The sequence below is a fragment of the Cupriavidus sp. 96C5-1 genome (assembly GCF_057798855.1).
This window is the reverse complement of the sequence record NZ_JBYOJU010000008.1, coordinates 80,818-97,355: the sequence shown is the minus strand read 5'-3', so window position 1 is coordinate 97,355 and position 16,538 is coordinate 80,818. Positions and strand designations below refer to the sequence as shown.

Annotated in this window: 13 protein-coding genes and 2 pseudogenes; 13 read left to right on the top strand and 2 right to left on the bottom strand. The window is 62.3% G+C overall.

Going from position 1 to position 16,538, the window contains the following annotated elements; translation table 11 throughout:
* Positions 1-12: 12 nt before the first annotated feature.
* Positions 13-1,014 carry a LysR family transcriptional regulator gene (locus tag AC3FOF_RS12260; protein ID WP_488726734.1) on the bottom strand — a complete coding sequence of 334 codons (1,002 nt, stop codon included), beginning with the start codon at positions 1,012-1,014 and terminating at the stop codon, positions 13-15.
* 317 nt (positions 1,015-1,331) lie between these two features.
* On the opposite strand from AC3FOF_RS12260, the gene AC3FOF_RS12255 reads away from it, so the two are divergent.
* The 13 genes and pseudogenes from AC3FOF_RS12255 to AC3FOF_RS12195 all read left to right on the top strand — a co-directional run bounded on the left by AC3FOF_RS12255 (position 1,332) and on the right by AC3FOF_RS12195 (position 15,675).
* A complete protein-coding gene (locus tag AC3FOF_RS12255; RefSeq protein WP_488726733.1) occupies positions 1,332-2,651 on the top strand; it encodes a C4-dicarboxylate transporter DctA in 1,320 nt (439 codons plus the stop codon).
* 64 nt (positions 2,652-2,715) lie between these two features.
* Positions 2,716-4,491, top strand: a complete 1,776-nt coding sequence (gene gcl / locus AC3FOF_RS12250; protein ID WP_488726732.1) for a glyoxylate carboligase — start codon at positions 2,716-2,718, stop codon at positions 4,489-4,491.
* A 30-nt stretch (positions 4,492-4,521) separates the two neighbouring features.
* On the top strand, positions 4,522-5,301 hold the full coding sequence (hyi, locus tag AC3FOF_RS12245; protein WP_488726731.1) for a hydroxypyruvate isomerase: 780 nt from the start codon (positions 4,522-4,524) through the stop codon (positions 5,299-5,301).
* A gap of 28 nt (positions 5,302-5,329) precedes the next feature.
* The gene (glxR, locus tag AC3FOF_RS12240; RefSeq protein ID WP_488726730.1) at positions 5,330-6,220 is read left to right on the top strand and encodes a 2-hydroxy-3-oxopropionate reductase; all 891 of its coding nucleotides are present in this window, start codon (positions 5,330-5,332) and stop codon (positions 6,218-6,220) included.
* A gap of 45 nt (positions 6,221-6,265) precedes the next feature.
* Positions 6,266-7,552 carry a glycerate kinase type-2 family protein gene (locus AC3FOF_RS12235; RefSeq protein WP_488726729.1) on the top strand — a complete coding sequence of 429 codons (1,287 nt, stop codon included), beginning with the start codon at positions 6,266-6,268 and terminating at the stop codon, positions 7,550-7,552.
* 2 nt (positions 7,553-7,554) lie between these two features.
* Entirely contained in the window at positions 7,555-8,973 is a 1,419-nt protein-coding gene (gene pyk, locus AC3FOF_RS12230; RefSeq protein WP_488726728.1) for a pyruvate kinase, read from the top strand.
* 27 nt (positions 8,974-9,000) lie between these two features.
* A complete protein-coding gene (eno, locus tag AC3FOF_RS12225) occupies positions 9,001-10,284 on the top strand; it encodes a phosphopyruvate hydratase (protein ID WP_488726727.1) in 1,284 nt (427 codons plus the stop codon).
* Positions 10,285-10,336: 52 nt separating this feature from the next.
* Positions 10,337-11,572 carry an allantoate amidohydrolase gene (locus tag AC3FOF_RS12220; protein WP_488726808.1) on the top strand — a complete coding sequence of 412 codons (1,236 nt, stop codon included), beginning with the start codon at positions 10,337-10,339 and terminating at the stop codon, positions 11,570-11,572.
* 1 nt (position 11,573) lies between these two features.
* Entirely contained in the window at positions 11,574-12,806 is a 1,233-nt protein-coding gene (locus tag AC3FOF_RS12215; protein WP_488726726.1) for an ArgE/DapE family deacylase, read from the top strand.
* An 81-nt stretch (positions 12,807-12,887) separates the two neighbouring features.
* Positions 12,888-13,295, top strand: a complete 408-nt coding sequence (locus AC3FOF_RS12210) for a tautomerase family protein (RefSeq protein WP_488726725.1) — start codon at positions 12,888-12,890, stop codon at positions 13,293-13,295.
* 39 nt (positions 13,296-13,334) lie between these two features.
* Positions 13,335-14,627, top strand: coding sequence for a polyhydroxyalkanoate depolymerase (locus tag AC3FOF_RS12205; RefSeq protein WP_488726724.1), 1,293 nt, complete (start codon positions 13,335-13,337; stop codon positions 14,625-14,627).
* 263 nt (positions 14,628-14,890) lie between these two features.
* Positions 14,891-15,275: pseudogene (locus AC3FOF_RS12200) on the top strand (IS110 family transposase); the annotation flags it as partial.
* Positions 15,276-15,421: 146 nt separating this feature from the next.
* Positions 15,422-15,675: pseudogene (locus AC3FOF_RS12195) on the top strand (H-NS family nucleoid-associated regulatory protein).
* A 228-nt stretch (positions 15,676-15,903) separates the two neighbouring features.
* On the opposite strand, the gene AC3FOF_RS12190 reads toward AC3FOF_RS12195, so the two are convergent.
* Positions 15,904-16,182, bottom strand: a complete 279-nt coding sequence (locus AC3FOF_RS12190) for a hypothetical protein (protein ID WP_488726723.1) — start codon at positions 16,180-16,182, stop codon at positions 15,904-15,906.
* Positions 16,183-16,538: the final 356 nt, after the last annotated feature.

Below are 16,538 nucleotides of genomic sequence, written 5' to 3'. Positions count from 1 at the left end.
GTGATGTGCGGTCTAAGTTCTAGGGGAGCGGCTCTTGCCGGCTACACTGGGCCTGCGCTTTTGGCTGTCTGTTGTCGACAGCTCTGAAACTGTTGAGGCGCCGCCGCGGTTCTGTGCGAGCCACCAGTCCGGCTGGAACCGCTCCCGCAAGAAGGCGATCAGCGCAGCGACTTTTGGGGGGACCAGCTTGGGTGAGGCGTAGACCGCGTGGATCTCCTGGTCGGGCAGGGAGTGGTCCGGCATCAAATCCCGCAACTGGTCCATCGCAATGGACTCTGCCGCGACGTAGTACGGCAAGATGGTGATACCCATGTCCGCACGCGCGGCCTCCAGCAGAGTGGCGAGGCTATTCGAGTGTAAGCGACCGTTCAACAACACCGAGACCCGCTCACCCGAAGGTGTGCGCATGTGCCAGGAGTCGTCGCCCTGAACGCTGGTGTAGATCAGGCAATCGTGGCTAGGCAGATCGGTGTGCCTGGTTGGGATACCTCGCTGCGCGAGATACGCTGGTGATGCCACCATGACCCACGGGTTCACACCCAGGTAGCGCCCACCCAGCGACGAATCAGCGAGGTTGCCTAGACGTATGGCGACGTCGATGCCCTGTGCGATCAGGTCGACATACCGGTCGTCGTGGCTCACGTCGACCCGCAGTTTGGGGTGGAGGCGCATGAATTCGATCAATAGAGGTGAGACGATCTGGCGACCAAAGGTCAGCGAAGTGCCGATACGTAGCGAACCCTGGATCGCCTCCTCCCGCAGGCTCAGGAAGGCTTCGGCTTCTTCGAAGTGACGCAGCACGACTTTGCATTTGTCGTAATACAACTCTCCCGGTTCAGTGACGCTGATCGCGCGTGCATTTCGATTGAGCAGCCTCACCTGGAAGCGCCGCTCGATCGCAGCGACATGCTTGGTAGCGGTAGGCTGGGTCACATTGAGCTCGCGCGCTGCTTTGGAGAAGCTTCCTGTCTCGACGATACGGACGAAGAGCAGAAGTCCGGCTAGGCGGTCCATCTTGTGTCTCCTTTTTTTTAGAGTGTCCCGCAGTTGGCTTGCGAGTAGGCATTCCCCCCGCGAATAGTTTCTATGCCGCCGCAGCCGTTGTGCCCGCCGATGGCGCTCACTACGATTGCATACAAGCTTCGGTGAATGGCTGGGTGGCTATTGAGGCACATGCAGCTGGAACGCAGATTCAATCAATCTGCCGCACCGGCGCCCTATTGTGAAGTGACAAGGACGCGCCGAACGCGAGAGATAGTTCGCTAGGCTAGCCCGTCCTGAGGCACAGCTGTCCAGGGGCGGCATAGAAAACAACGTCGGAGACATTCAAAATGAGGTTCTTCAAATCCCTGTTTGGTCAGGTGATACTTGCCGTCATTGTCGGGGTGACACTGGGCATGATGGCGCCCGAGTTTGCTGCGAAGCTGAAGCCGCTTGGCGATGGTTTCATCAAGCTGATCAAGATGTTGATCGCGCCGATCGTCTTCTGCGTCGTTGTTCACGGCATCGCCGGCGCGGGTGACCTGAAGAAAGTGGGGCGGGTTGGCGTCAAGGCGGTGATCTACTTTGAGATCTTGACCACGCTGGCGCTGGCTCTCGGCATCGCGCTCGCTTACATCTTCGAGCCGGGGGTGGGCATGCACATCGACCCCAAGGCGCTCGATGCCTCCGCGTTGAGCAGCTATGTGGATACCGCCCACAAGGTCCAGAGCTCGGGCACGGTCGAATTCTTGCTCAAGCTGATTCCGACCACCTTCGTGGGAGCGTTTGCCAACGGCGACGTGTTGCAGGTGTTGGTGATCGCGGTCATGGCAGGCTGTGCGCTGTCTCTGCTCGGTGCGCCCGCAAGACCGCTGCTCGGTTTCATAGAGCAGGCTTCGCACATGCTGTTCAAGATGATGTCTCTCATCGTCAAACTGGCGCCGCTCGGTGTGCTCGGCGCCATCGCATTTACGGTGGGCAAATACGGTGTCGGCTCGCTGAAGCAACTTGGCTACCTGGTGGCCTTGTTCTACGGGACAGTTGCCTTCTTCGTCGTCGTGATTCTGGGGACTGTACTGCGCCTTGCGGGCTTCAACATTTTCAAGTTCCTTGGCTACCTCAAGGACGAACTGATGATCGTGCTCGGAACGGCTTCATCTGACAGCGTGTTGCCACAGGTCATGCGCAAGCTCGAACGAATGGGGATCAAGGATTCAACGGTCGGCCTGGTGATTCCAACCGGCTACTCGTTCAACCTTGATGCGTTCTCGATCTACCTGACGTTGGCCGCGGTGTTCATTGCTCAGGCCACAAACACGCCCTTATCGCTTGGTGACCTGCTGGTGATTCTCGGCGTCTCGCTGGTCACCTCCAAGGGTGCCCACGGCGTGCCAGGCTCTGCGATCGTGATTCTGGCGGCAACGCTTTCGGCCGTACCCGCGGTGCCGGTGATCGGTTTGGTGCTGGTGCTGTCGGTCGACTGGTTCATGGGTATGGCTCGTGCCGTCGGCAACCTGATCGGCAATTGCGTCGCGACCGTAGTCGTCGCCGCCTGGGAAGGGGATATCGACAAGGAGCGGGCGCGTCGCGTGCTGAACGGCGAGGTTGAGGTCACGCTCGACGAGACGGCCAAGGACTTCGACGCCGACAGCAGCGCTGCGCGCGCATAGGCCGGACGGCGTTGACGCTGTCATCGCTTCCACAATCTATTTAGCGACACCAGGAGAATCAGCAATGGCAAAAATGAGAGCAATCGAGGCAGCCGTACATGTAATGGCGAAGGAAGGCGTGGAGATCGCCTTCGGCGTGCCGGGGGCGGCCATCAATCCGCTCTACGCAGCAATGAAGGACGTCGGTAGCATCGAGCATGTCCTGGGGCGGCACGTCGAGGGCGCTTCCCACATGGCCGAGGGCTATACGCGGGCCAAGGCCGGTAACATCGGGGTCTGCATCGGCACTTCGGGCCCGGCTGGCACCGACATGATTACCGGGCTCTACTCGGCCTCGGCCGACTCGATTCCGATTCTGTGCATCACCGGCCAGGCGCCGCGTGCCCGTCTGCATAAGGAAGACTTCCAGGCGGTCGACATCGCCGCCATTGCGAAGCCTCTGACCAAGATGGCCATCACGGTGATGGAACCGGCTCAGGTCCCGCGCGCATTCCAGCAGGCGTTCCATCTGATGCGTTCTGGGCGTCCTGGCCCAGTGCTGATTGACCTGCCGTTTGACGTGCAGATGGCCGAGATCGATTTCGACCCGGAGACCTACTCGTCCTTGCCGGTCTACAAGCCGGCTGCGACCGCCGCCCAGATCCAGAAGGCGCTAGCGATGCTCAATGAAGCGGAACGGCCGCTGATTGTCGCGGGCGGCGGGATCATCAACGCCGACGCCGCGGACCTGCTGGTCGAGTTCGCAGAGCTGACTGGCATCCCCGTGATCCCGACCTTGATGGGTTGGGGCACCATCCCGGACGATCACCCGCTGATGGCTGGCATGGTTGGATTGCAGACCAGTCATCGCTACGGCAACGCGACTATGCTGGCAAGCGATTTCGTGCTCGGCATCGGAAACCGCTGGGCCAATCGCCACACCGGCTCGCCGGAAGTCTATTGCAAGGGGCGTAAGTTCGTGCACGTGGACATCGAGCCGACCCAGATTGGCCGAGTATTTTCGCCCGACTATGGCATCGTCTCCGACGCGAAGGCCGCACTCGAACTATTCGTGCACGCGGCGAAAGAGGCCAAGGCTGCGGGCAAGCTGCGCGATCGCTGCGACTGGGCCGAGGCGTGCCGCGAGCGCAAGCGTGCCCTGCTGCGCAAGACCAATTTTGACGAAGTGCCGATGAAGCCGCAGCGCGTCTACCAATGCATGAACAACGCGTTCGGCCGCGACACCACCTACGTGTCCACGATCGGACTGTCGCAGATCGCCGGGGCGCAGTTTCTGCACGTCTACGAGCCGCGTCAATGGATCAACTGCGGCCAAGCTGGCCCGCTGGGCTGGACGATTCCCGCCGCGCTGGGCGTCTGCGCTGCCGATCCGCAGCGCAAGGTCGTTGCCTTGTCGGGTGACTACGATTTCCAGTTCATGATCGAGGAGCTGGCCGTCGGTGCCCAGTTCAAGCTGCCGTACATCCACATTGTCGTGAACAATTCCTACCTCGGCCTGATCCGGCAGAGCCAGCGGGGCTTCGAGATGGACTACTGCGTGCAACTCGCCTTCGAGAACATCAACGCCCCCGAGATTCGGGGCTATGGCGTCGATCACGTCAAAGTCGTCGAGGGCCTGGGCTGCAAGGCGATTCGTGTCCACAAGCCGGAGGAAATTGCCCCAGCGATCAAGCAGGCTGAGGCGTGGATGGCCGAGTACCGGGTCCCGGTGGTGGTCGAGGTGATTCTGGAGCGGGTGACCAATATCGCAATGGGCACTGAAATCGATAACGTTGTCGAGTTCGAAGCCCTGGCGCAGGGCATGCAGGACGCACCGACGGCGATCGGTCTGCTGGACTGACCCGCTTTCCAATCCCTAGGAGTTCATACGATGCCAAGATTTGCCGCCAACCTGACGATGCTCTACAACGAAGTCGACTTCCTGCAGCGCTTCGGCGCCGCGGCACGAGACGGTTTCACGGGGGTCGAGTACCTGTTTCCGTACCCGGTTCAAAAGGAGTTGCTGGTCGAACAACTGCAGACTCACAAGCTGGTGCAGGTGTTGCATAACTTACCGGCCGGAGACTGGGCTAGTGGCGAGCGCGGCATCGCGGTGCTGCCGAATCGCGTCGGCGAATTCCAGGACGGGGTCGGCAGCGCCATTGCGTATGCCAGCGCGCTTGGGTGCAAGCAGGTCAACTGTCTGGCCGGCATTGCCCCCGCGGGCGTCGCACCCGAAAAGCTACGGGAAACGTTTGTGAGCAATCTCAGGTTCGCCGCTGCAGAGCTGAAGCGCGCCGGAATCAGGCTTCTGATTGAGCCGGTCAATACCTTTGACATCCCTGGCTTTTATTTGAACCGCACGCAGCAGGCGCTTGAGTTGATCGACGAGGTTGGCTCGGACAACCTGTTCCTGCAGTACGACATCTATCACATGCAGCGCATGGAGGGGGAGCTTGCCAGCACGGTGAAGACAAACTTAACCAGCATCGCGCATCTGCAGCTTGCCGACAACCCCGGACGCAACGAGCCCGGAACCGGGGAGATCAACTATCCCTTCCTGTTCGGCTACCTCGACGAGATCGGTTACGACGGCTGGATTGGCTGCGAGTACAAGCCGGCCTCGACGACCAGTGAAGGCTTGGGTTGGTTCGCGCCGTTCAAACAGTAGGCCTGCACCCATATATAAGGAGAGAGACATGAAAGTAGGATTCATTGGCTTGGGCATCATGGGCAGCCCGATGGCAGGACACCTGATCAAAGGCGGCCACGAGGTATATCTGTACAGCCTGCCGAGCGTGCCACAGGCACTGATCGATGCAGGCGGCAAGGCGTGCGCCAGCGGCAAGGAGGTCGCACTGAACGCGGACATCGTCATCACGATGGTGCCCGATACGCCTGACGTGGAGCGCGCCCTGTTCGGCGAGGACGGGGTCGCGCTGGGCCTTTCCAAGGGCAAGACGGTGGTCGACATGAGCTCGATTTCACCGGTCCAGACAAAGGAGTTTGCCAAGCGCATCAATCAGCTCGGCTGCGAATACCTGGACGCGCCGGTCTCTGGAGGCGATGTCGGTGCCAAGAATGCTGCGCTGTCGATCATGGTCGGTGGCACGCAGGAGATCTTCGACAAGGTCAAGCCGATCTTCGAACTGATGGGCAAGAACATCATCCTGGTCGGCGGTAACGGGGACGGACAGACATGCAAGGTCGCCAACCAGATCGTGGTGGCGCTGACCATCGGCGCGGTGTCCGAGGGCCTGCTGTTCGCCTCCAGGGCCGGCGCCGACCCAGCGAAGGTGCGCCAGGCGCTGATGGGTGGGCTAGGCACCTCGCGCATTCTGGATATCCTGGGCGAGCGCATGATCAAGCGCACCTTCGACCCCGGCTTCCGCATTGCACTGCACCAGAAGGACCTGAACCTGGCGCTGCAGAGCGCGCGTGCAATGGGGATGTCTTTACCCAATACCGCGGCGTGCCAAGAGCTGTTCAACACTTGCGTCGCACATGGCGGTGCGGCCTGGGACCACTCGGGCATGGTTCGTGCGCTCGAGATCATGGCCAATCACGAGATCGGTGCCGAGGAGAAATGAGCCACTGGCCGGAACTTGACAGCACAGCATGTGGAGACAGATCTCATGAGTCAAGAGCGTGACCTGTTGCGCAGGATGTTCGAGGCGGCGGTAGCGGCGGCGCAGCCGTCGCTGTGCCTGCCGCGATACCTACCACAGCCGCCCAGGGGCCGGCTGATCGTCATCGGTGCCGGTAAGGCGTCGGCGGCGATGGCGCGTGCGGTGGAAGAAAACTGGCCTGGGCCTCTGGAGGGGCTGGTTGTCACTCGCTACGGCTACAAGGTGCCGTGCGAGCGGATCGAGATCGTCGAGGCAGCGCATCCGGTGCCTGATGTCGCCGGCATCGCCGCCGCGCAGCGCATCCGCGAGCGGGTGAGTGGCCTCACCGCCGACGACGTGGTGCTGGCGCTGATCTCCGGTGGCGGCTCTTCACTGCTCGCCGCGCCCGGTCCCGGGCTGACGCTGGCAGACAAACAGGCGGTGAACCAGGCGCTGCTCAAGAGTGGTGCCACCATCTCGGAGATGAACTGCGTGCGCCGCCATCTCTCGGCACTCAAGGGAGGGCGGCTCGCGGCAGCCTGTCATCCGGCCAAGGTCGCGACCCTGCTCATCTCCGACGTACCCGGCGACAATCCGATCGACATTGCCTCAGGTCCGACCGTGGCCGATCCGACTACCTGCGCCGACGCGCTGGCGATCGTCAAGCGCTATGGCATCGCCTTGCCGGCCAAGGTCCGGGCCCTGCTGGAAAGCGGTGAAGGGGAGACTGTCAAACCTGGCGACCCGCGCCTCGCCGCCGTTGAGACGTGCATGATTGCCACACCGCAGATGGCGCTCGAAGCGGCCGCAGCCGTCGCCCGGGAGGCCGGCATTGCCGCCCACATCCTCGGCGACAGCATCGAGGGCGAAGCGCGCGACGTCGGCAAGGTCATAGCAGGCATCGCACAACAGTGCGCCCTCCACGGCCAGCCGTTCGAATTGCCGTGTGTGCTGCTCTCGGGCGGTGAGGCCACGGTCACTGTGCGCGGCGTGGGCCGTGGCGGACGCAACGTGGAATTCCTGCTGTCGCTCGGCGTGGCGCTCAACGGGCAGTCGGGCATCCATGCCCTTGCGGGCGACACGGACGGTGTCGATGGCCAGGAGGAGATCGCTGGCGCCTACCTCGCTCCGGACACGCTCGCGCGGGCCTGGGCCCAGGGCATCAATCCCAAAGACCGCCTGGCTGACAACGACGGCCACGGCTTCTTTGAAGCGCTCGGTGATTCGGTCGTGACCGGGCCAACCTTAACCAACGTAAACGACTTCCGCGCCATCCTCATCACCGAGGACGCGCGCAGGACCAGGAGATACTGAACATGCGCCGCAACCGTAACGCGAAGATCATTGCCACCCTGGGGCCGGCGAGCGCCGATCGCGCCACCATCGAAGCCCTGTTTCGCGCTGGCGCCGATGTCTTCCGACTCAACTTCAGCCACGGCACGCACGCGGACCACAAAGAGCGCCTGGACATCATTCGCGCCGTCGAGCGCGACCTGGAGCGCCCGGTTGCCGTACTGCTCGACCTCCAGGGGCCCAAGTTGCGCGTGGGTACCTTTGCCAACGGCCCGATTCGGCTTGAAGCCGGCGCCCCGTTCCGCCTCGACCTCGAACGTGACAAGCCGGGGGATCAGAGCCGCGTGCCACTGCCGCATCCGGAGATCTTCGCGGCGTTGACGGAAGGTACGGAACTGCTGCTCGATGACGGGCGGGTACGCCTGCGTGTCGAACGCTGCGGCCCCGACTTCGCCGAAACGCGGGTGATCGCTGGCGGTCCGTTGTCGGAACGCAAAGGTGTCAATGTTCCCGGCGTGGTGCTGCCGATGTCGGCGTTGACCGAGAAGGATCGCAAGGACCTGGACTATGGCTTGACGCTGGGCATCGACTGGATCGCGCTTTCGTTCGTGCAGCGGCCGGAGGATATCCGTGAGATCAAGGAGATCGTCAAGGGCCGCGCGGGTATCTGCGCCAAGCTTGAGAAGCCGGCAGCGATCGGCTCCCTGGAGGCCATCGTGGCGGAAACGGATGCAGTGATGGTCGCGCGCGGCGACCTTGGCGTCGAGATGCCGGCCGAGCAAGTGCCCGCTATCCAGAAACGCATCGTGCGCGTCTGCCGCAGCGCCGGCAAGCCGGTGATCGTCGCCACCCAGATGCTCGAATCGATGGTGGCCGCGCCGGTGCCCACCCGCGCCGAGGCCTCCGACGTCGCGACCGCAATCTACGACGGCGCCGATGCGGTCATGCTCTCGGCCGAGTCGGCCTCGGGCAAGTACCCGGTCGAAGCCGTGGGCATGATGAACAGCATCATTACCCAGACCGAAGCGGATCCCCACCATCGCGAAGCACTCGACGCCTCGCACAGCCCGCCGCGCGCCGAGGTGGCCGACGCCATCGGCTGCGCGATGCGTCGCGTGGCGGGGTTGCTGCATGTCGCGGCCACCGTTGCCTACACCAGTTCGGGTTATTCCGCGTTGCGCATGGCGCGCGAGCGGCCCGAGGCACCCATCATCGGCATGACGCCGCGCCTGGCGACAGCGCGCCAGCTGGCGCTGGTCTGGGGCGTGCATGCCGTGCTCTGCAACGACGTAGCGGACGTGCCGGAGATGACCGAGCTGGCATGCCAGACGGCACGCAAAGAGGGTTTCGCCGACGTTGGCAAGTTTATCGTCATCTCGGCCGGCATGCCTTTCGGTAACGCCGGTACGACCAATCTGCTGCGCATTGCGCAGGTCGCCTGAGTATCGAACGAATTAGAGGAGGGGCATATGACAAAGATCGTGGAAGTGCGCGGCTTCGAAATCCTGGACTCGCGCGGTAATCCGACCGTGGCGGCGGAGGTGCTGCTCGCCGACGGCGCGCGTGGCTTCGCTGCTGCGCCGTCAGGCGCCTCCACCGGCGCTCGCGAGGCGCTCGAGCTGCGCGATGGCGACACACGCCGCTATCTCGGTAAAGGGGTGTTGAAAGCGGTCGGCAACGTCAACGGCGAGCTGCGCCAGGCGCTGCTCGGCAGCGACGCCGGGGACCAGAAGGGCCTAGACCGGCGCATGATCGAACTCGACGCGACGCCGACCAAATCACGCCTCGGGGCGAACGCCATACTGGCGGTCTCGCTTGCCGTGGCCAAGGCTGCCGCAGCTTCGGCCTCGGTGCCCTTGTACAGGCGGCTCGCTGGTTCCGGGCCGATCCGCATGCCGGTGCCGATGATGAACATCGTCAACGGCGGCGCGCACGCCGACAACAGCGTGGACATGCAGGAGTTCATGATCCTGCCGGTAGGCGCACCCTCGTTCGCCGAGGCCTTGCGCTGGGGAACCGAGGTGTTCCACGCGCTCAAAGGCGTGCTCAAAGATCGTGGTCTGTCCACCGCTGTTGGTGACGAGGGAGGCTTCGCGCCTGACCTGTCCTCGAATGAGGTGGCGCTCGAGACCATCTTGCTGGCTATCGAGAAGGCAGGCTACAAAGCGGGACGGGACATCTTTCTCGGGCTCGATGCGGCCAGTTCCGAGTTCTACAGGAACGGCCGATACGAGCTCAAGTCGGAAGGGAAACACTTTGATTCTGCTCAGTTCGTCGACTACCTGGCGCGCTGGGTCGACGATTATCCGATCATCACCATCGAGGATGGCATGGCCGAAGACGACTGGGCCGGCTGGAAGATGTTGACTGACAAGCTCGGCCAGCGCGTGCAGTTGGTGGGCGATGACCTGTTTGTCACCAATACGGCGATTCTGCAGGAAGGGATCGACAAAGGCGTTGCGAATTCAATCCTGATCAAGCTCAATCAGATCGGCACGCTCACCGAAACGCTGGCAGCGATTGCGATGGCGGACGCAGCGGGCTATAGCTCGGTCGTGTCGCACCGCTCGGGCGAGACCGAGGACACGACCATCGCCGACCTCTCGGTGTGCACGGCTGCGACGCAGATCAAGACCGGTTCGTTGTGCCGCTCCGACCGTGTAGCGAAGTACAACCGCCTGTTGCTGATTGAAGCCGAGGTGGGCCCGGCCGCCGCCTACGCCGGCAGATTGGCTTTCCGCGCTGCGCTCTGAATCGACGCAGGAAGAACGGATTAGCTGAGGAGACACCGTGGACGAGAACATCATGCCCTCCGGGCAACGCATTTACGACCAATGTCAGATTCTGGGAGGGTTGTCCGAAGAGGAGGGCGCCCTGACCCGGGTGTTCCTGAGCAAGGAGCAGGCGCAGGCCAACGAACTGGTGCTCGGGTGGATGCGCGAGGCCGGTATGGACTCCTGTTATCTGGATCCGATCGGCAACGTCATCGGCCGTTATGAAGGCAATGCGCCTGAGCTGCCGTGCCTGCTGATGGGATCGCACCTGGATACCGTGCGCAACGGCGGAAAGTACGACGGCATGCAGGGCGTGATCGCCGCCATCGAATGCGTGCGCACCTTGCATCGGCGCGGCAAGCGGCTGCCGTTCGCGCTGGTGGTCGTCGGCTTCTCGGATGAGGAAGGCGTGCGCTTCGGCGCGACCTTGCTCGGCTCGCGCGCGATTGCCGGCACCTTCAACAAGGCTTTGCTCGACAAGCAGGACCACCAGCACATCACGATGCGCCAGGCGATGATCGACTTCGGGCTCGACCCGGAGAAGATCGACCGGGCCGCGTTCAAGCCCGCGGACGTGCTCGCCTACGCCGAGTTGCATATCGAGCAAGGCCCGGTGCTCGAAGCCGAGGGAATGCCGGTGGGCAACGTGACCGCGATCAATGGCGCTAACCGCTTCGTGATCGATCTCAAGGGCATGGCCGGTCACGCCGGCACGGTGCCAATGGTCCTACGCCAGGACGCGCTGACGGCTGCTGCCGAATGCGTGCTGGCGATCGAGCAGCGTGGCCGCGCGACGCCGGAACTGGTGGCGACGGTCGGCGCGCTAGAGTGCAAGCCTGGCGCGACAAACGTGATACCGGGCGACGTGCAGTTCACGATCGACGTGCGCAGCCCGCGCGACGATGAGCGCGTGACCGCCGTAGCCGACATCCTGTCGGCGATTGAAGGCATTTGCGCCTTGCGCAATGTCGGCGTCACCATCAGCAAGGTGCATGAGGGCCACGTTGCCCATAGCGCGGAATGGCTGCAGGCGCAGATCCGCGCGGCGATTGCCGCCGAGGGTATTCCCGTGCGCGATCTGCCCTCGGGTGCCGGTCATGACGGCATGGCGATCATCGATCTGCCGACGGATATCTGCATGCTGTTCGTGCGCTGCAAAGGTGGCATCAGCCACAACCCGCTGGAGTCGATTACGGTCGAGGATGCCGATATCTCGGCACGCGTGTTCCTGCGTTTCATCGAAAATTTCCAGCCCAAAAGGACCTGACATGAGCGATACGACTTCCCTCGCCATCCACGACTTCCTGGCTAGGCATCGGGAGGCGCAGACGCGCTTCCTCGCAGAACTGGTCATGGTGCCATCCGACAATCCCCCCGGCGATTGCCAGCGCAACGCTGACCGCGCCGCGGAGCTGTTGGAAGGCCTGGGCTTCGAGGTCGAAAAGCATGCCGTGCCAGCCGACCTGGTCGAGGCCAATGGCATGGTCAGCGCCAGCAATCTGATCATCCGCGAACGGTTCGGTCCCGGCCCCACGGTCGCGCTGAACGCGCATGGCGATGTGGTGCCGCCCGGCCTTGGCTGGACCAAGGATCCGTTTGGCGCGGTCATCGAGGATGGGGTGATGTATGGCCGGGGCGTGGCGGTGTCCAAATCGGACTTCGCGACGTTCGCCTATGCGCTGCTCGCGCTGAAGGCGGCGGGCGCGAAGTTGAATGGCACGGTGGAGTTGCATTTCACCTATGATGAGGAAGCCGGTGGCCTGATCGGGCCGGGCTACATCCTCGATCAGGGGCTGTCCAGGCCCGACTACGCGATTTGCGCCGGCTTCTCATATGGCGTCACCACCGCGCACAATGGCTGCCTGCATCTGGAGGTCGAGATTGTTGGCAAGTCGGCCCACGCCGCGATGCCGGATACCGGCTGCGACGCCTTGGAGGCGGCCGCCACGGTACTCGCCGATCTGTACGCACTGCGCAAGGGCCTCGCCACGCAGACCTCTAAGCTCGAAGGCATCGGCGCTCCGCAGCTCACCGTTGGCCTGATCCACGGTGGCATCAACACCAACGTGGTCCCGGACAAAGTGAGCCTGAGGCTCGATCGGCGCATCATTCCGGAGGAGAACCCGCAGGCGGTGGAAGCCGAGCTCAGGGCATACATCGAGGCTTCAGCGGCGAAGAGCAAGGGCATCAGTTGCACGGTGCGGCGCATCCTGCTTGCGATGCCGTTCGTGCCGATTCCAGGGCAGGAAAAGCTGGTTTCGATCATCACGGGCCATGCGACGCGCATCATGGGCGACGAGGTCCGGCCGCACGGTACGCCGCTGTACGCCGATGCCCGGCTCTATTCGTCCGCCGGCATTCCGACTGTGCTCTACGGCGCCGGACCGCGCAGCTTGCTGGAGGCCAACGGCCATCGCGCCGACGAGAAGCTCAAGCTCGACGATCTGTACAAGGCGACCGAGGTGGTCGCACTGTCACTGCGCGATCTTCTGGGCGCATAAGAGCGAGGCCTGGCTTCGAGTGGGCCTGCGCGCTGCTGCCGAACGGGCCATTGCAAACACTTCATATTTACGCCAATCCCCATGCCATTTGTCAAAACTGCCGTTCCCGATACCACGTCCGCCGAGCAACGAAAGGCCATCGTCGACGGCATCCATGAAGCGTTGGTCAGCAGCATCGGCATGCCGCAAGACGAGCTTTTCAACCTGTTGACGCCCTACGCACCGGAACATTTCTTCTACGATCGGACCTTCAATGGCGTCTCGCGATCGGACAAGCTGGTCGTTGTAGAGATCACGATGCGACGCGGTCGCAGCGATGCAATGAAACGTGCACTATACGAGCGGATCGCGCAGAACCTCAAGGAGAAGGCCGAAGTCGCGCCCGCTGACGTCTTTATCTTTTTGCATGAGAACGATTACTCGGACTGGTCTGTGGGCCATGGCCTATCTGCCATGGCCTTGGTGCAGCAGCGTGGCGGAGGCCGTTGATTGCCATCAAAGAACCTATAACGCTGTCTGGAGACCAGAATGCTCTATCAACTGCACGAGTTGCGCTGTTTGCTGCTTCATCCCCTGACCGCATTGGCGCGGGCGACTGCAGGGACGTTCTCGAATCCATCGAATCCACTTGCGCTGGCGCCTGGTGTGAGCCGCCTGGCAGCCGGATGTGAGTTGCTCTATCGTTTTGGCAAGGACTATGAGAAACCGGCCTTCGGAATCCGATCGGTGCGGTGCCATGGGCGCGACATTCCCATCGTCGAGCAGACCGTGCTGGACAAGCCCTTCTGCAAGCTGGTCCGCTTCAAGCGTTATGCGGATGACCCCGAGACCATCAAGCTGCTCAAGGACGAACCGGTGGTGCTGGTGTGCGCGCCGCTGTCGGGCCACCACGCCACCCTGCTGCGCGACACCGTGCGCACCCTTTTGCAGGACCACAAGGTCTACGTCACCGACTGGATCGATGCGCGCATGGTGCCGCTGGAGGAAGGTGCCTTCCACCTGTCCGACTACATCCGTTACATCCAGGAATTCATCCGGCATATCGGCGTCGCCGATCTGCACGTGATCTCGGTCTGCCAGCCCACTGTCCCCGTGCTGGCTGCGATCTCGCTGATGGCTTCCGCAGGTGTGCGCACGCCGAAGACGATGACCATGATGGGCGGCCCCATCGATGCGCGCAAGAGCCCGACAGCGGTCACTTCCCTTGCCGTCGACAAGCCGATCGAGTGGTTCGAGAACAATGTGATCTACACCGTGCCGGCCAACTATCCCGGCCACGGCCGGCGCGTCTACCCCGGCTTCCTGCAACGCGTCGGCTTCGTTGCGATGAACCCGGACCGTCACCTGTCCTCGCATTACGACTACTACCTCAGCTTGGTGCAGGGCAATGCCGAGAACGCAGAATCCCATGTGCGCTTCTACGATGAATACAACGCCGTGCTCGACATGGCGGCTGAGTACTACTTGGACACCATCCGCGAGGTCTTCCAGGAATTCCGTCTGGCCAACGGAACTTGGGAAATCGACGGCAAGCCCGTGCGCCCACAGGACATCCAGAGCACCGCGCTGCTGACCATCGAAGGTGAGCTGGATGACATCTCCGGCGCCGGCCAGACCGCGGCAGCCCATGAACTGTGCGCGGGAATCGACAAGCCGCGCAAGCTGCATATCATTGCCAGCGATTGCGGCCACTATGGTATCTTTTCGGGTCGGCGCTGGCGCGAGGATATCTACCCGCAGTTGCGTGAGTTTATCCAGCAATATCATCGCTCCCGTCCTGAAAACCCAGGTTGCGATAACGAACCGCTGGAGGGCCGCTGATTGCGGATTTCGATCAGTCGGCAAAGAAGGGGATTGAACATGCCGCAGCCCGACGAGCAGGAAAGTATGTCGTTGGAAGAACTACGGCTATTTGCTTCTAAACTGACCGATGGCTTCCTGCCTAAACGGGCGACCTTGCGGGCGATTCGAGCGCCCGCCGCCCTGCTAGACAGAGTGTATTGACCTGCCGCACCTCAAGCGGCGTGGATTAAGCTTGAGGTGGGTTAAACGAGAGGCCCAGAGCCACAATGAGGGGACAGGCCATGGACAAGTTTAGCAAGTACGTGGGCCTGGATGTGCACCAGGAGACTATCGGCGTTGCGGTGGCGCGGGCAGGCGGCGAAGTCCGGTACGTGGGGGAGATCGTGAATACCCCAGAGGGGCGTCAAGAAGCTGGTCACATAGCTCAAACGAGACGGGGCTCGGCTGTCGTTTTGCTACGAAGCCGGACCAGGTGGCTATGTGCTGTATCGGCAACTGCATGACCTGAAGCAGGACTGTCAGATGGTGGCTCCCTCGCTGATTCCGAGGAAGCCTGGCGAACGCGTCAAGACCGACCGTCGCGACAGCCTGAGCCTGGCCCGCCTGCATCGGGCCGACGAGCTGACAGCGGTCTGGATACCCGGCGAAGCCCAAGAGGCATTGCGCGTGGTGGTGTCGAGCGAGGCGTGGCCGCCAGCGGTCCGGGGCCGCCGCGCATGGAGGCGATGAAGGCGGTGTTGGATGCCGGCAAGGGCGACTGATCGCCCACCCCCAGATCGTTGCACCTTTCCGACTCCCAAAACGTTATACCTATGTCTCTTGAGACCGAGCGCGCCGCGGCCACGTGTGGATCCGTGTGCAGATGGCCAGGCACGGCCTGACCTTAACCGACCTGCAGGCAGCCGGCTGCTTTGCCGTCGTGGCGCCACCGCCGCCGGTTCCCGAGCCGGCGCGCACCTACCGCAACGCCGAAGGGCAGAAATGGGACGGGCAGGGCGAGATGCCAGCATGGCTGCAGCGGGCCGTCAACGCGGGGCAGTCGGCGGAGCATTTCCGGGTGGAGTGATGTTGCGTGACCGACCGGACCTCGGCCTAGTTTGTTCGATCCCAATCGTTTGCCGAAGCACAGCGGCCGCCGGGAGGCGCGGACAAAGGTCCGAGTTCACGGTGGTTTCTCCTTGTCATTGGGCGAGGGGATTTTGATGGGCCAGTAATCTCACGGCTGGCAGATGTCAAACGAACTAAAGTTGGTACGAATTCGCTACTAAAGTTGAGACATTCTCGATTTTGAGCGTCAGTGGAGAATTTTCTCATTTAGTAACAATGACATACAGGCAATTGACGTAAAGTTGAGACTTACCTTAATGGCTTGCTCTGCAAGGCAGTCATCATGGCGGCTAGCCACGGGAAACCCGCGCCAGCTACGTCCCGGCGCGTTGGCCAGAATGCCGGTGCCGTTCCGCCAGTGCAGCGGGCCGTGCGGCAGATATTTCCCTCTGGCGCGCATGAATAGCACCATGCGCAACCATGCCCAAGCCGATCTCGCGAGGTCTTCGGATAGCCAGGCGAGCATCGGGTCCCGCCAGCCAGGCGGTAGCACGTTGCCCGACGGTGGGGACATGGGCAAGCCACTCCGTCAGACCAACGGCTGACATGGAGGACGCCTCTCGGGATTGGCCTCGAGAATGACCCACAGACGAACTTGCGTCACCGAGGCAAACATCACGGGGCGGCGTAGTTTCGGTGCTCAGACGTGATGTAGGGCTGCTGGGGAAGACGCCGAACAGGCACGGGAACAGGCTCTTTCATTACAGAAAGTCGCGGCGTCCAAAATGTTCCAACTTTAGTTCAAGTTCTTGCAAAGTACCAACTTTAAGTCAAATTTGATTCACTTAAAGTTGGTTACCTGCTTCGTCGTCAATCCTTGAT

What these genes read in the sequence shown, in the direction of transcription:
- AC3FOF_RS12260 (WP_488726734.1), bottom strand. Translation starts at nt 1,014, where the DNA reads ATGGACCGCCTAGCCGGACTTCTGCTCTTCGTCCGTATCGTCGAGACA.
- AC3FOF_RS12255 (WP_488726733.1), top strand. Translation starts at nt 1,332, where the DNA reads ATGAGGTTCTTCAAATCCCTGTTTGGTCAGGTGATACTTGCCGTCATT.
- gcl (WP_488726732.1), top strand. Translation starts at nt 2,716, where the DNA reads ATGGCAAAAATGAGAGCAATCGAGGCAGCCGTACATGTAATGGCGAAG.
- hyi (WP_488726731.1), top strand. Translation starts at nt 4,522, where the DNA reads ATGCCAAGATTTGCCGCCAACCTGACGATGCTCTACAACGAAGTCGAC.
- glxR (WP_488726730.1), top strand. Translation starts at nt 5,330, where the DNA reads ATGAAAGTAGGATTCATTGGCTTGGGCATCATGGGCAGCCCGATGGCA.
- AC3FOF_RS12235 (WP_488726729.1), top strand. Translation starts at nt 6,266, where the DNA reads ATGAGTCAAGAGCGTGACCTGTTGCGCAGGATGTTCGAGGCGGCGGTA.
- pyk (WP_488726728.1), top strand. Translation starts at nt 7,555, where the DNA reads ATGCGCCGCAACCGTAACGCGAAGATCATTGCCACCCTGGGGCCGGCG.
- eno (WP_488726727.1), top strand. Translation starts at nt 9,001, where the DNA reads ATGACAAAGATCGTGGAAGTGCGCGGCTTCGAAATCCTGGACTCGCGC.
- AC3FOF_RS12220 (WP_488726808.1), top strand. Translation starts at nt 10,337, where the DNA reads ATGCCCTCCGGGCAACGCATTTACGACCAATGTCAGATTCTGGGAGGG.
- AC3FOF_RS12215 (WP_488726726.1), top strand. Translation starts at nt 11,574, where the DNA reads ATGAGCGATACGACTTCCCTCGCCATCCACGACTTCCTGGCTAGGCAT.
- AC3FOF_RS12210 (WP_488726725.1), top strand. Translation starts at nt 12,888, where the DNA reads ATGCCATTTGTCAAAACTGCCGTTCCCGATACCACGTCCGCCGAGCAA.
- AC3FOF_RS12205 (WP_488726724.1), top strand. Translation starts at nt 13,335, where the DNA reads ATGCTCTATCAACTGCACGAGTTGCGCTGTTTGCTGCTTCATCCCCTG.
- AC3FOF_RS12190 (WP_488726723.1), bottom strand. Translation starts at nt 16,182, where the DNA reads ATGCTCGCCTGGCTATCCGAAGACCTCGCGAGATCGGCTTGGGCATGG.